Source organism: Paenibacillus jilunlii (assembly GCF_900102965.1).
GTDB classification, from domain to species: domain Bacteria; phylum Bacillota; class Bacilli; order Paenibacillales; family Paenibacillaceae; genus Paenibacillus_AQ; species Paenibacillus_AQ jilunlii.
The window spans coordinates 151,417-166,154 of record NZ_FNGM01000009.1 but is presented as its reverse complement, the minus strand read 5'-3'; the positions used below and the strand labels follow the sequence as shown (position 1 = coordinate 166,154).

At 51.1% G+C, this 14,738-nt stretch carries 13 protein-coding genes; 10 read left to right on the top strand and 3 right to left on the bottom strand.

From position 1 onward, the window contains the following. Positions 1-65 precede the first annotated feature (65 nt). The 3 genes from BLQ82_RS16710 to BLQ82_RS16700 are packed head-to-tail and all read right to left on the bottom strand — an operon-like array spanning position 66 to position 3,640. Positions 66-1,463 carry a sensor histidine kinase gene (locus tag BLQ82_RS16710; protein WP_341874805.1) on the bottom strand — a complete coding sequence of 466 codons (1,398 nt, stop codon included), beginning with the start codon at positions 1,461-1,463 and terminating at the stop codon, positions 66-68. Next, positions 1,457-2,152 (bottom strand): response regulator transcription factor, encoded by a 696-nt coding sequence (locus tag BLQ82_RS16705; RefSeq protein WP_062523687.1) that lies wholly within the window; start codon positions 2,150-2,152, stop codon positions 1,457-1,459. The genes BLQ82_RS16710 and BLQ82_RS16705 overlap by 7 nt, the downstream gene beginning before the upstream one ends. Before the next feature lie 15 nt (positions 2,153-2,167). Next, positions 2,168-3,640 (bottom strand): hypothetical protein, encoded by a 1,473-nt coding sequence (locus BLQ82_RS16700; RefSeq protein ID WP_062523688.1) that lies wholly within the window; start codon positions 3,638-3,640, stop codon positions 2,168-2,170. A 263-nt stretch (positions 3,641-3,903) separates the two neighbouring features. Between BLQ82_RS16700 and BLQ82_RS16695 the strand changes: the two genes are divergently transcribed. The 10 genes from BLQ82_RS16695 to BLQ82_RS16650 all read left to right on the top strand — a co-directional run bounded on the left by BLQ82_RS16695 (position 3,904) and on the right by BLQ82_RS16650 (position 14,581). Continuing rightward, positions 3,904-4,107 carry a sporulation protein Cse60 gene (locus BLQ82_RS16695; RefSeq protein ID WP_062523689.1) on the top strand — a complete coding sequence of 68 codons (204 nt, stop codon included), beginning with the start codon at positions 3,904-3,906 and terminating at the stop codon, positions 4,105-4,107. A 564-nt stretch (positions 4,108-4,671) separates the two neighbouring features. Further along, on the top strand, positions 4,672-5,100 hold the full coding sequence (locus tag BLQ82_RS16690) for a MarR family winged helix-turn-helix transcriptional regulator (RefSeq protein ID WP_062523690.1): 429 nt from the start codon (positions 4,672-4,674) through the stop codon (positions 5,098-5,100). A 130-nt stretch (positions 5,101-5,230) separates the two neighbouring features. Then, complete coding sequence (locus BLQ82_RS16685; protein ID WP_425281085.1) at positions 5,231-6,718, top strand: MDR family MFS transporter; 1,488 nt, start codon at positions 5,231-5,233, stop codon at positions 6,716-6,718. Between the two features lie 146 nt (positions 6,719-6,864). Next, positions 6,865-8,694 (top strand): APC family permease, encoded by a 1,830-nt coding sequence (locus BLQ82_RS16680; RefSeq protein WP_062523692.1) that lies wholly within the window; start codon positions 6,865-6,867, stop codon positions 8,692-8,694. A gap of 175 nt (positions 8,695-8,869) precedes the next feature. Further along, positions 8,870-9,592 carry an AAA family ATPase gene (locus tag BLQ82_RS16675; RefSeq protein WP_208810795.1) on the top strand — a complete coding sequence of 241 codons (723 nt, stop codon included), beginning with the start codon at positions 8,870-8,872 and terminating at the stop codon, positions 9,590-9,592. Positions 9,593-9,604: 12 nt separating this feature from the next. Continuing rightward, a complete protein-coding gene (locus BLQ82_RS16670; RefSeq protein ID WP_062523693.1) occupies positions 9,605-10,009 on the top strand; it encodes a hypothetical protein in 405 nt (134 codons plus the stop codon). A gap of 105 nt (positions 10,010-10,114) precedes the next feature. Then, positions 10,115-11,488 carry a PD40 domain-containing protein gene (locus BLQ82_RS16665; protein WP_062523694.1) on the top strand — a complete coding sequence of 458 codons (1,374 nt, stop codon included), beginning with the start codon at positions 10,115-10,117 and terminating at the stop codon, positions 11,486-11,488. A gap of 234 nt (positions 11,489-11,722) precedes the next feature. After that, a complete protein-coding gene (locus BLQ82_RS16660; RefSeq protein ID WP_062523695.1) occupies positions 11,723-12,814 on the top strand; it encodes an ArsR/SmtB family transcription factor in 1,092 nt (363 codons plus the stop codon). 19 nt (positions 12,815-12,833) lie between these two features. Further along, complete coding sequence (locus tag BLQ82_RS16655) at positions 12,834-13,784, top strand: ABC transporter ATP-binding protein (protein ID WP_062523696.1); 951 nt, start codon at positions 12,834-12,836, stop codon at positions 13,782-13,784. Continuing rightward, complete coding sequence (locus BLQ82_RS16650) at positions 13,781-14,581, top strand: ABC transporter permease (RefSeq protein WP_062523697.1); 801 nt, start codon at positions 13,781-13,783, stop codon at positions 14,579-14,581. The genes BLQ82_RS16655 and BLQ82_RS16650 overlap by 4 nt, the downstream gene beginning before the upstream one ends. Positions 14,582-14,738: the final 157 nt, after the last annotated feature.

The following is a 14,738-nucleotide window of genomic DNA, read 5'->3' as shown; positions in this document are numbered from 1 at the left end:
TAGCGCCTTTTTTGAATTAGCTGCGGCATTGTTTAGCCGAAAAGAGCTGCATGCGCACCGGATATCTACTGTATCCGGTAACGCGGCAGCTCTACAATGACTGAAGTGCCTTTGGTGAACTCGCTTTCGATCCGCAGTCTCCCGCCATGCATCTCGATAATTTCTTTGCAGATGGCAAGGCCAAGGCCGCTGCCGGATTGGCGGGACTTGCCTTTGAAAAATTTGGTGCCCAGCTTCTCCAGATCGCTTTCTTCAATGCCTTCTCCGTTATCCGCAACGGTAATGCTTATTTCGGTATCGCCTGCCACTGCCGAGAGCCTGATCTCCCCCTGGGCCGGGGTGAACTTGAAGGCATTGTCCAGCAGATTGACAAAAACCTGCTTCAAGCGGTTGAAATCCCCGTCTACAGGCAGCGGCTCATCCGGGATATCGGCATACAGGCGGATCTGTTTAGTAGACCCCCGGTATCTGAACTGCAGCAGCAAATCCTCAAGCAGTCCCCGCAGATCATAAGGCTCCAGTTCAAGCTTCAGCTCACCGGCCTGAAATTTGGAGAAATCCAGCAGGTCCTCCACAAGCCCAATTAGACGGTCCGTTTCGCCGGTCATAACCTCAAGCCCCATCAGTGTCTCTTCTGTATCCGATAAATCGCCCACAAGCAGCGTTTCACCCCAGCCTTTGATGGAGGTAAGCGGGGTACGCAGCTCATGCGTGACAGAGGAGATGAAGTCGTATTTGATTTTTTCACTTTTGACCATTTCCTCTGCCATGTAATTGAGCGTAACGGCCAGGGTGCCGACTTCATCGTCATGCCGCTTCTTTGCTCTGACGGCAAAATTCCCGGTAGCCATTTCTTTGGCCACACCGGTGAGCTGCTGGATCGGCTCTACAATCCGTTTGGCGATAATAACACTCAGCAGGAATCCGAAGGCAATGACCAGCAGCCCCACCCAGGCGGCGTTAATGAGGATTTTTACAATTACGCTGTATAAAGGTTCGGCCGAGACTGAATAGCGCAGTACGCCAATACTTGTCCCGGATTCTTTTAAGGCAATGGACACAGCCAGAATCCGTTCCTCTTTACCGGGTGTAAGGCTCTGGTAAGTCCCTTTGCCGCTGGCCAGAGCCGCCTTGACATCGGGCGTATTAATCCGCTCAGAGCTTGCGAAGCCAAAGGAGTTGATAATTACTTTTCCCTCCGGACTCAGCACTTCCACCTTGCTGCTCTCGTCAGGGGAAAGGTTCTCCAGTATATATCTGGCCCGTTCATTGATGGAGTAGCCCTCCAGATATTTATTGAAAAAGGTAGCAGAGGTCGTGGCCCGCGAGGTCAGCGTCTCCATGGCGCTGCCCAGATAGTAGTAGTGGACAGCCGCAATAAATACCCCCTCCAGCAGCAGGACAATCAGGAGCAGAACAAGGGTAATATAGACAATGAGCCGGGCTCTGATTCCCTTCAGCACGAGTGCACCCTCCATAAATAGCCGAATCCCCACACCGTTTCGAGGTATTGGGGTCCGGAAGATTCCTGTCCGATTTTTTGCCGGATCCGGCTGACATTGACGTCTACAATCTTAAGCTCACCCATAAAATACTGACCCCAGACGGAGGTCAGTATGTCATCACGGCTAACCGCTTTGCCCGGCTGCTCCATGAGCAGCTTCACAATCGAGTATTCCGTGGGGGTGAGGAGGACATCGGTGTTGTTCTTCAGTAACTTGCGTTCATCCAGCAGGAGCGTGAACGGGGCCAACTGGATGCTGTTCTGCGGCGGGGGAGCTTCCTCCGGGTACATCCGGCGGTACAGTGCTCTGACCCTCGCTGTGAGTTCCACCGGACTGAACGGCTTCACGACGTAGTCATCTGCTCCGGATTCCAGCCCCATGACTTTGTCGACCTCCTGACTTTTGGCAGTCAGCATGATGATGCCAAGCCGGGGGTACTGTCTGCGCAGTTCACCGCACACCTGGAAGCCGCTGATTCCGGGAAGCATCAGGTCTATAATCGCAATATCGAAATCCCTATCCTTCCCGGCAATAACCAGGGCGCGTTCTCCCGTGGCGGCTTCGACAACGTCAAAGCCTGCACGCTTCAGATTAATGGACAGCAGATCCCGTATGGGCTTTTCATCCTCCAGTATCAGCACCTTCATGATTCCAACTCCTTGTTATTGCCGGGGCTTCTGTGGTGTGCCGGCCAGCTGCTGGACTTCCTCCAGCGTCAGCTTCAGCTGCTCATACTCCTGGGCTGCGGGTCCCGTGAGCTTGCTGCCGGCATTTGCGGAGGGCAGCACGGCAACGAGCACCGTTGGCGCCGTTTCATCGCTGGTATTCTGCAATTCGTAGAGCAGCTTGTAGGAAGCCTTGGCTGCAAGCAGCTGCGCTTCAGCCGCCTGCCAATCCTTCTTCGTCAGCAGGCGCAGTTCAAGCAGCTGGGCCTTTTCACCGGAATTTGCAGCCTTATAGCTAAAGCTTATATGCTCCCATGGAGCAGGGGATTCATTTCCCGTCAGATCCAGCAGGTATTTACCGGTCCAGGACGCCGGGATATGGAAATTGAATCCCCACCGGTCGAACTGCTCCTGCACCAGCTTCAGTCCTGTCTGGCCGTCCCATTGATAATATTTCGTAATAAAAGGGGTAGCCAGCGGCGCGAAGCTCTCTGCACCGGCAGGAGGAACAAGGAAGCCGATCTCAATGATCCCATCCCCGTTCACGTCCTCGCTGTACAGCGGATAGTCCTTAATGGCCAAGCTGTGTTCGCCCAGCGGGCCGTCCGGTTCAGAAGCCAGGGGCTTCAGCACAAGATTCTTGCTGTCTGCCAGCGCCGGATGCTGATAATCATCTGATGCAAGTATATCAGTAAAAGAACCATTAGCCCAAGTCAGCAGCGAGGTATAGGAAGAATGCGCGCCAATGGCTGCGTCGATAATCAGTGCGCTTTTCGCGGGTGCTGCCTTGGCATACATCGCTTGGATGACCATGCCGCTAATGTTCTGGTCGGATAAGCTCTGCAGCTTGCCGCCTTGAAGCCTCAGCAGCTGGAGGTGGGACTCAGGCTGGTTATCCCCATCGACTGTTGAACGTATTAAAGCGATGTCTGTTTTTCCTTCGTCCGTCATATCCCCGACCGCCAGATAATCATAAGGCTGCTTCAGAATCTCCGATAATTGGCCGCCGCTGAAGCTGTATACTGACAGCTCCCTGCCCAGGCCTTCACCGCCGCTGAATCCCAGCAGCACATCTGTTGCTCCATCCCCGGTGACATCAGCATACTTTACGTAGTCCAGCTCACTGCCGACTCCGGTAATGTTGATCAGCTTTTTCCATTCACCGCCGGTTTTGGACAGTACAAGCGCGTTAATTTCATAGCCGGTTTTGTCTGTTTTGTAGAAGGCCAGAATTTCCTCCTGCCCATCCTTATCAAGATCCTGCAATTGGATGGCGCTGCTGGACTCCGATTGTACAGGCACCGTAAGGTGGGCACCTGTAGGCAGGTAAGGCTGAACAATGCTTGTTATCGTTCCATCCGCACTTCCCTGAGACGGTGCCTTAAGCAAATCGCTGGGGGTTTTCATTGTACTGCAGCCTGCCACGAGCACAGTTAATCCAAGAAGAGCGCTTATCGCTGATTTATTCATAAAGTGTAATCTCCTTTATTAGGTCTGTGGCTAGTATATCCCAGGTCCGTCTGCAAAGTAGTATCAAAACAGTAAAGGATTTAGGGCATCTCTCCCAAAGCGGTTACCCTCCACTATACTCCCGCCTGTAGTTCACGGCCAATCCCACAAAATAGAATTTGATGTAATATGAAGGATTGTGTTCCTTATAATGAAAAAATAATAAAGTAAAAGGAGGAAAATAATTCCTGACGTCGAATTTTGATATTCAGGAGGTGATTGAAATGGCATATTATGCGGTTGAAACATTTGAAGCTCACGACATCACGGAGCTTAGTGATATGATAGATGAATTCATATCGGCAATGAAGCAAGGACAGCTTATAGATATTAAATATCAGGCTGTTCCTACTACTGTATCAACACCTGTAGTACACGGAGCTCCCTCGGATACCAAGTACACGGCAATGGTTATCTTTACAAAATAAGAGGTATCCCGAGAAAAGCCTCCAGAGCTATGAATAACTCTGGAGGCTTATTTATTGTACAGGAAATTATGTTTTTCAGATGTGGATAAGTGTAAGGAGATAAAGGGCGCTTTAGTCTGGTTGGTTCATCTAGGGCACAGCGGTTGCCCGGAAACAACGGCAGCCGGATTCGATAGCCTTTTCCGGCTAGCGCTGGCGAAGAAGCAGGTGCACAATCAATAGTTGGAAAAAGGGAACTTATTTCCCCTGCAAATCAACAAATGGGAGATTTAAGTGGAAAAAGGAAATCTAATTGGGTGATTTTCTCACTCAAGGGCGAGATGAGCTGAATTAGTGGTCCTTTTTCCAACTTAGGCTCGGAGATCCGTGTGCTGGGGCCAATTAGTGATCCTTTTTCCACCTGGAATTGCCGCCGGAGTCAGGCAAGGTCCTCCAGGCAACGCTAAATTGAAATCCAAGACAGCTACGTTATCCAGTGAAGGGCGGCGTCCCTATTTTTGACGAAGCTTTACGTGCTGTTTATAATTAAGGCTTAGATCAGCAGAGCGGACAAGGGGGCTATAAATGGATATCTATAATGAGGAATTAGGCTACATTATGTGGAGAGTGACAAATAATTGGCAAAAGCTGATGAAGCTGAAGCTTCAGGAGGTGGATCTGACACATGTTCAGTTTGCTTTGCTGCGCTCCTGCCATTCTCTTAACGAACGTGGCGGTTCCCCCGGAGCCACACAGATACAGATTGCCCAGGATTCGTTCATGGACCCGATGATGGCCTCGGAAGTGCTGCGGACGCTGGAGAAAAAAGGGTATGTTAACCGCGTGCCGCATCCCCAGGATACCCGGGCGAAGCTGATCCGGCTTACGGAGTCGGGGGCAAATGTGATGGAACGGGCTAACCAAATCGTGCTGGAGGCGGACAAAACGTTTTTTTCGAAGCTGGGGCCGGAGCTGGAAGGGTTCATCAAACAACTGAGGCTGCTGATGCCATGATTCCTCAATACATGGGGGATTGGTGAAAGAAGCCAAGCGGAAATGACTTGACTCCATTTACTAAGTGAACATATAATAAGTGAACATATTAAGCGAAAAAGATATGGATTAGGAATTGAGAGGAGCCCGTTTGTTCATGAATGAAGCATCACAAATTAAGGTCAAGTACAAAATTATCCCCTTGCTCGTATCCCTGCTGCTGGGAGGGTTCATCGGTCTGCTCAGTGAGACGATGATGAACGTGGCACTGCCGGTGCTGATGGAGAAATGGGATCTGACAGCGTCTACTGCCCAGTGGATTACGACAGGCTATATCCTGGTGGTCAGTATTATTATGCCGGTCTCGGCACTGCTGCTGCAGTGGTTTACGACCCGCCAGCTGTTCACGACAGCGATTACGCTGTTCATTGCAGGGACACTCGCTGCAGGTTTTGCGCCCGGATTTGAAATTCTGCTGGCGGGCCGTCTGGTCCAGGCAGCGGGGACCGCGATCCTGATGCCGGTGATTTTCAACACCGTGTTAACGATCATCCCTCCAGCCAAAAGAGGAAGCGCCATGGGGATGGTAGGACTTGTTATGATGGTCGCGCCAGCGCTTGGACCCACAGTGTCAGGACTGATTGTAGATAAGCTGAGCTGGCAATGGATGTTCTGGGGACTCATCCCGTTCCTGATTATCGACCTGATGGTCGGACTGCTCAATATCGAGAATGTCGGCCAGATCACCAAACCCAAAATTGATATACTGTCGCTCCTTTTGTCGACGATTGCTTTTGGGGGGATCGTGTACGGGCTGAGCAGTGTGGGTGAAGGTGAAGGAGGCTGGGGCAGCCCGGTAGTCGTGCTGTCGCTCGGGGCCGGGATCGTTGCGCTTGTATTTTTTATTTTGCGCCAGCTGACGATGCAGCAGCCGGTCATGAATTTGCGTGCCTTCAAGTATCCGATGTTTACGGCAGGCACATTATTTATTGTTATCGGCTTCCTTACCATCTTCTCCACCTCGTATCTGCTGCCGATCTTTATGCAGGGCTCATTGGCATTGTCTGCACTGTATGCCGGTCTGCTGATGCTGCCTGCGGGGCTGATCAATGCGGTCTTGTCCCCCATCATCGGGCGCAGCTTTGATAAAGCAGGGCCGCGGGTACTTGTCATTCCCGGTGTGATTATCCTGGCTGCAGCGATGTGGATGTTTACAGGAATCAGTATGGATACTCCCGTCTACCGGATTGTGCTGCTGCATTGCTGCATGACCGTGGGGATTGCGCTCACCCTGATGCCAGCCCAGACCAATGGTCTGAACCAGCTGCCCCGGGAGCTGCATCCGCATGGAACCGCCATTATGAATACACTCCAGCAGCTTGCCAGTGCGGTTGGCACAGCCTTGATTGTAAGTGTGATGACCTCTGGGCAGAAGGAGTACCTGCGTACACACACCGGCACCGCAGCTCAGGAGCTTGCAGCAAACAGTCTGTCGGCCGGAGTGCATAATGCATTTGTTCTGGCGGCAGCTATTACTCTGACCGGCGTCATTGCCGGATTTTTTGTCCGGGGGAGTGTAATTCCGGGAGACGACAAAAGGAATTTGAAGCTCCAGGACAAAAGCGGGCTTGAATATTGATGGAACCGCCCCAAACGCCGTTTTTTGGAGAAATATGAACAGTTAAGAAGATCAGCCGTATTTGCCTGGAACGTGTATAATAAGGAACTGAGATTATTATTTCATTCGAAGGGTAATATAACTTTAAAAAATGACGGGTGAGGCTGATGATGTCTTCGGTAAAAAGATTTTTAATTGGGCGGCCGCTGAAATCAGATCAGCTTGGCGACCAGAAACTGAACAAAACCAAGGCACTGGCAATTCTTTCCTCAGATGCTTTATCCTCGGTCGCTTATGGTCCTGAGCAAATCCTGCTGGTGCTGGTTACTCTCAGCGCTGCGGCGTTCTGGTACTCCATCCCCATTGCTGTCGGGGTGCTGGTTCTGCTGCTGGCCTTGATTTTATCCTACCGGCAAATTATTTTTGCCTATCCCCACGGCGGCGGAGCATATGTGGTATCAAAAGAAAACCTTGGGAAATATCCGGGACTTGTGGCTGGCGGCTCACTGTTGGTGGACTACATATTAACGGTAGCAGTCAGTGTCTCGGCCGGGACGGACGCGATTACATCGGCTTTTCCAAGCCTGCATCCGTATAATGTGCTTATTGCCATTCTCTTCGTTCTGATTATTACAACCCTGAATCTGCGCGGGGTAACGGAATCGGCGTCCTTCCTCGCCTATCCGGTCTATTTATTTGTGCTCGCTTTATTTATCCTGATTGGTGTGGGCGTGTTCCGGGTCCTGAACGGCAGTGTTCCTGCCGATTTGCATACGCCGATCGGCACGCCGGTCGCGGGCATCAGCCTGTTCCTGCTGCTGAAGGCCTTTTCCTCGGGCAGCTCGGCGCTGACAGGGGTCGAGGCCATATCCAATGCGATTCCCAACTTCAAAGAGCCTGCACCGAATAATGCGGCCAAAACACTGGCGGCTATGGGTACACTGCTGGCCGTGTTATTCACCGGTATTGTATTTATGGCGTATTACTATGGGGTTACTCCCCGGGAAGATGCAACTGTAGTTTCCATTATTGCTGAGCAGGTGTTTGGCCGGAATTTCATGTACTACTTTGTACAGGGAACAACTGCGCTGATTCTGGTCCTGGCGGCCAATACCGGCTATTCCGCATTTCCGCTGCTGGCGGTTAATCTGGCAAAGGATAAGTTCATTCCGCGCATGTTCACGGTTCGGGGGGACAGGCTGGGCTATTCCAATGGGATTCTTATCCTGGGGCTGCTGTCGATTCTCCTGATCATTGCTTTTGAAGGCCGGACTGAGCACTTGATCCCGCTGTATGCGGTCGGCGTGTTCATTCCGTTCACCCTTTCCCAGAGCGGGATGATGATCAAATGGATCAGACAGAAACCTCAAGGCTGGGTCACTAAGTTCATTATCAACACCGCAGGCGCGCTGATCAGCTTCATTGTTACAATCATGTTCTTCTTGACCAAATTTCCGCAGGTCTGGCCGGTACTGGTCTTTTTACCGCTCATTATCTTGTTGTTCTACCGGATTCATAAGCATTATGAGGCTGTAGCGGATCAGCTGCGGATCTCCACCTGTGAGGAGCCGCCGCTGGCGATTGAGGGGAATATCATCATTCTGCCGGTTGCAGGGATTACCCATGTGGTGGAAAATTCCCTCCGTTATGCCAAATCGCTCGGCGCCGAGCAGATTATTGCCGTGCATGTCCCGTTCGAACGGGAGGATGATGCAATATTCGAAGAAAAATGGAAAAACTTCCACCCTGAAATCCGGCTGGTGACGCTGTATTCGCCGTACCGCAGCATCATTCAACCGCTGACCAAGTTCATCGATACGGTCCAGCGCAAGGCGGGGGAATCCGATTACCAGGTAACCGTGGTCGTGCCGCAGTTCATTCCGAAGAAAGGCTGGCACAATATTCTGCACAACCAATCCAGTCTGCTGCTCCGTGCACATCTGCTGTACCGGCGGAATGTAATTATTACTACGGTGCCTTATCACCTGAAGAAATAGCTTCTTCCGCATAACCGGGAAATGAGGGTATCCTAAAGCCGTGAATGAAACGGCCGCTGGGATGCTCTCTTTTTTTATCCGAATTTCAAGATCCGCCCGGATTGCATCTAAAATTGATAAGACGGGGTGAACCCGGTATGATAAAGGGGATGTTTGATTGAAGGGAGTGGAACACATGATCTCCGATCTGTATGTAAGACAAGCAAGAATCAATCAAAGCAGTATCCCGGAACCCCGCCGTTACCCGTTCAGCCTGCCCGTCATCCGCCATATTCATCAGATTGATTTTAAGGGCAAGGTTACTTTTTTCGTGGGGGAAAACGGGACAGGCAAGTCTACCCTGCTGGAGGCAATTGCCGCAAATTTCGGCTTTAATCCGGAAGGCGGTTCCAGAAATTTCAACTTTTCTACACAGGCGTCCCACTCGGAACTCTATGAATATATGACGTTGGTTAAGGGAGCAAGGCGTCCAAAGGACGGATTTTTCCTCAGAGCGGAAAGCTTCTATAATGTAGCTACCGAAGTGGATCAGCTGGCTGCAGCCCAGAGCTATGGGGGGAAATCGCTGCATGCGCAGTCGCATGGCGAGAGCTTTATGTCGCTGTTGCTGCACCGCTTTTGGGGGGATGGGCTGTATATTCTGGATGAACCCGAAGCGGCCTTGTCTCCCTCCAGGCAATTTTCCCTGATTGCAAGAATGGATCAGCTGGTCAAACAAAATTCCCAGTTCATTATTGCCACCCATTCGCCGATTCTGCTTGCCTATCCGGGAGCAGACATTTATGTGCTCAGTGAAGAGGGGCTGACCCAAACACCTTATGAATCTACCGAGCATTATTTGCTGACGAAAGCTTTTTTGAACAATCCGCAAGGAATACTGAGAGAACTAATAGATTAGGTGGTTATGATAATGAAAAAACGGACCGTGATTCCGCTGGCAGCCGCCTGTATGTTGCTGACCGGTGTTTGGGCGGGCTGGCCTGTGCTAAAGGCACTGCCAGACCTGTTCAATTTTATGAGCAGCTTCACAGTAACGGTACATAATCATTCTGACTATGATATTGTTTCGGTAGAAACAGGGATTCGAAGCGGGGACACCAGAGATACGTTCACCCAAGAGATCCCCAGCGGGAAGACGGTTAAAATCACCCCCGATTTGAGCTTCGTTGGCGAAGGGGCCATCTATCTGAAATATACCGACTCCCGGAAGGAGACGAAGGAAGTTACTGTCTGCGGATATACGGAGTCGGTATCCGGGAGCTCGGAATTGACAATTCGCAATGACGATACTGCGCTGGAGCAAGAATGCTATTAACGCAAGCCTCTTTTGTACATGAACACTTGGATAATGGGAGACCGGGACTGTCGCCTAACCGCCCTCCGCTGAATACATTTGAAGTATAAGATGATTCAGGAGAGGATGTTGGCCGTGCAAGCTGTTCCTTATGATCACAGTCAAGGGTGGATTGCCTATACGTCAGACCGCGGCGGAGCGTTCGATATTTGGCTGTACCGGCCGCAGGACGGTCTTAATTTTCAACTTACTAAGGGGCTTGGTGAGGAATTCTCTATTCCCTATTGGTCGCCGGACAGCAGGAGAATTGCCTTTATCGGCATGGGCAATGCGGTCTATCTGCTGGATACCGCCACACTCGCTGCAGCCAGGATCGACCAAATCGAACCTTACACACTGCTGGACTGGTCCCCGGACAGCCGGTCTCTCGTGTATGTCAACAACGGGCAAATCGTCGTCTATGATACGTTCTCACATCGCAGCTATGCCATCCCGCAGCCGGGCGCCAGCGATGTCCAGTGGTTCCCTTCGGGCAAGGAATTACTGTTCGCGGCTCCGGATTCCACCGGCCTCACTCAGCTCTTCCGCATCCGGGCCGATGGCACCGACCGGAGGCAAATCACGCATAATACGGACGGACCGCTCCATGACGTGCGGATTTCCCCGGACGGAACGTTCGCGCTGTTTACGTTCCCCGGTGCAAGCATCTCCATTATTTCGACGGTGGATTTAGCTACCGGCACCATCTATACACTGGAAGGCGGACCGCTTGCCAAAAACTATTTTCCGGCATGGTCTCCTGACTCCCGGAGCATCGCCTACAGCGCGACCGCCTATAAAGAGCCGAATTATTATTCTCTCATCCAAACCGACAGCCGAACCGGTCAGAATCAAAGGACATTGGCGGCTTCCAGCTGTTTCGCCACTCCTGTCAGCTGGTCGCCGGATGGTGACCAAATCGCGTATTTATCGGGATGCACAGGTTCAGAAAGCGCAAGCCAGCTCTGGATTGCCGATCTCAGGGAGCCGGTTCCGGTGAACGTCCTCAGCGGCGGCCGGATTACCGCCCTGCAGTGGTCACCCCGCGTCAGAAGGATTCCGGAGAACATCTACACAAGCTTCGTGTACCGGGTATCTTTTCCGTATCCTGCTTACTGGCGCCGGGTCAGTGAAGAACGGTACGAAGGGGCCGGCGGTTTTTTTCAGGTATCCGCGATTTCAGCGGGCGGCCGGATTGCCGATGTATGCAACTCTGAAGCTTTTCATCCATTGCTGCCTTATGGCTCTTCTCCCCGGATTGTCATGATGACGATACAGAATCGGGAGGCGTGCTTCATTATTCCGTCAGCCGACCAGCCGGCGGAGATGAATAAACAGGCTGCCCTTATCGTGAGATACCCCCGCCCTGTCCAAATTGGGGGAACGTCTTACAATTATTTTATCCTGTGGGCCGATGTCAGCCACATCCTCCAAATGGGCCGGCGGCTGTCGTTCATTTAGCCAACGGAGGTTAATATTGGCAGGGTTTTGGCTAGTGGTTTAAATTACATTCATTTTAAAATGGCGCCCAATTTGGTCGCCATTTTTTCTTTGTGAGAAATTGTTAAGTTTACTTTTTTTATATGATTTAAGGAATATTGACATGGAAGAATTAGCTTGTTATGATTTGTTCAATGAATACTTAACAATTATTAATATTGGTTAAATTAATATTTAAAAGTAAAGGAGGAAGGAATGATTAACCCGGATAAAATTGTGAAACTGATGAAGTTTGACTATTGTGAGCCGCTGGAATTCATTGCCGCACTGACGATGGCCGCCAAGGTTGAGTCCATGAACGAGCTTGCGCAGGAGCTAAAGTTTACACCAGAGCCTCAATTCACAGAGATGCTGGAAGACGTCATAAGCCGGCTATCCCGGCATGTCAAAGAGGAACTGGCCCGTTTTTTCGGAAAAACCCTGACGTATGACCGTCTGGATGCCGTTCTTTCCCAGGTGTTTTATGACGATGACAAAGTGGAGACCGTAGAGGCCTGGATGGAATGCTATAACAAGCGTCAACCCGGGGAACTGGCAGCGATGCTGGTTGAGGCTGTGTATGCAAGCTCCGGCCCGGATTGGCGAGGCGGCTTTTCTTTTGAGGAGGTTTGTCAGGATTCCGCTCTTCTGTACCGGCTGGTTGCCGCTGTTCCGTTGCCGGATGGAGAGCTTCACGCAGAACTTATGGACCATGCAAGGTTTCCCGGGGAGTTCAAGCAGCGAACTCAGATGTTGCTCGATTCTTTTTTTCGTCACGGATTTCTAGTCCTGAGAAAGCGGTTAAGGGAGCTTGGAGAGGAAGGGGCGGCGCGTTATGGCGTCTATTTTCACGAACATCCGGAGAAGGCTTTTGGAGAGATTGCCAATTCCGGTAAAGAGCTAATCGTTAAGGACACCCGGGTTCACATCAGTTATATCTCACAGGTCCGCGTGGATTTCCGGCATTTTGAGGGTGTGTCCCGGCTGGATTGGATGGTTCTCGGATACCGAAATGATGCTTTGGCCAGTCAGCGTGAAGAGAAGGAAGCGATTGAACAGTTCCTGAAGGTAATCTCCGACAAACGGAGGCTGGAAATTATCGAGCTGCTGAAACAGAGCAACCGGTATGCGGGCGAGTTGGCGCAGCTATTAATGCTGACACCGGCAGCGATCAACTACCATACGAACCTGCTGATTGACCTGAATTTAATCCGAATCACCAGAATGGACAGCCGGATCTACTATGTGCTCGACACTGAGCGGCTGGCTGCGTTGATGGATCAGACCAAAAGCTTGCTTTTGCGATAAGTGAAGGAGATGGGGAGAAATGGATAGCTGGATCTACGAGGTGGAGTGCGTCAATATGGTCTACAAAAAGGGCAAAATCAAAGCCAACGAAGATATTTCTTTTCTCATTCAAAGGGGAGAAATCCTGGGGGTGCTGGGACCAAACGGAGCGGGCAAATCGACATTGATCAAACAATTGGTGGGACACCTGAAGCCGACCGAAGGGCAAGTATTATATAACGGGCTTGATGTGTACAAACAAACACGTGTGGTAGCAAGCGAGGTGTCTTACTACGCACAGGAGCCACATGCGCTATCTGCATTAACTGCGATGGAAGCGCTTGTATTTACAGGGCAGCTTCGCGGAATGCAGAAGAAACCGGCAGAGCGGGAAGCCCGGGAATTGTTGGAGCGGTTCGAAATGACAGAACTGGGGAACAAATCATTAAAACGGCTCTCCGGCGGACAGAAGCGGATGGTTGGCATCGGCACGGCGCTGATCGGCCACTCGCCGGTGCTGATACTGGATGAACCCACCAATGAGCTTGATCCGGCAAAGCGGAGATTGGTGTGGGATCTCATCCAGGAGCATAACCGTAATGGCGCTACTATAATCCTGGTTACACATAATGTTCTCGAAGCAGAGCATGTGGTTGACCGGGTCGCAGTGATCAATCACGGAAAGCTGCTGGCGATTGATAGTGTGGCTAAGCTGAAGCAGCGCGTGGATCAGCGGCTGAAATTTGAAATCCAGACGGCATTCGGCCAGAGGGAAGAGGTTGAAAAGGAGCTGGCTGAGTGGGGAATTCTCCAGAGAAGCGGTGAAAACCGGATCTGCCTGCTGGTGGACAAAGCCCAGGCGGGCAACGTTCTGGACAGAATTATCTCACGACGTGACCTGAAGATAGAGGAATATGCCGTCCTGCCGCCAAGTCTGGAGGATGTATATTTCCATATCGATCAAGCGGCCAAAGAGGTGATGGGGGCATGAGCACCTTTATGAATCCGATCGGGCTGCAGCCACGGAGAAAGAGGGGACGATGGGAACGCTGGTGGACGGAAATCTCTATTTTGTTCCGGATTCAGTTCGCAATTGTCAGGGACAGCTGGGCATGGGTCATCCTGATGGCGACGCTATACCCGCTTACGACCCTGCTTTTCATGCGGTTTTATACGGTGAACCCGAGTGATGAAATGGTCGTGCAGATTATTGCCGGAAATCTCGTGTTCGGGATTATCGTGATGGGAATGAATGGACTAGGGCAGGAAATTGCCTTGCAGAAGCATCAGGATCATTTTACATTTTATGCGTCTCTTCCCATATCCAAAAATAACTTCGTAATTGCCAACATGCTGCGGGGGCTTATGAACACACTGCCTTCTTTTCTTATTTTGGGATTGCTCGGCCAGTGGCTGTACGGTGTTCAGCTTCATTATTCGCCGGGGCTGCCCGTAGTCATCCTTCTAAGCCTGACCAGTGTTGTAGGCATTGGAATACTTCTTGGATTCTGGTCGCCCACCTTCCAATTCACCAACATGCTCTGCCAGGCCCTGATGATGATCATCTCTTTCCTGTCTCCGGTCATGGTGAGCATCGATCAGCTTCCTGTGCCGCTGCAATGGATATCTTATGTGCTGCCGACAACCTACGCTGCGGATGCCATGCGTTCCATTCTGACGGTCGGCTGGTCTATGGGGGTTATGCTGGATTGTGCCGTCATGCTGGTCTTCAGCATAATTTCACTGATTGTCGTAAACAGGCTGGTCAGTTGGCGGGTAAACAAATAAGCTTGGTCAATTGCATTTATTCTCGGGCGGATGCCTACAGATAATTACATCTGTAGGTTTTTATTTTGAGCAAGGTCCTTCAAATAATGATGCCTCAAGTTATTATGATTTCATCCCCTTCATTACGGACAGCGGCAGCATATGGTACACTCGGGAT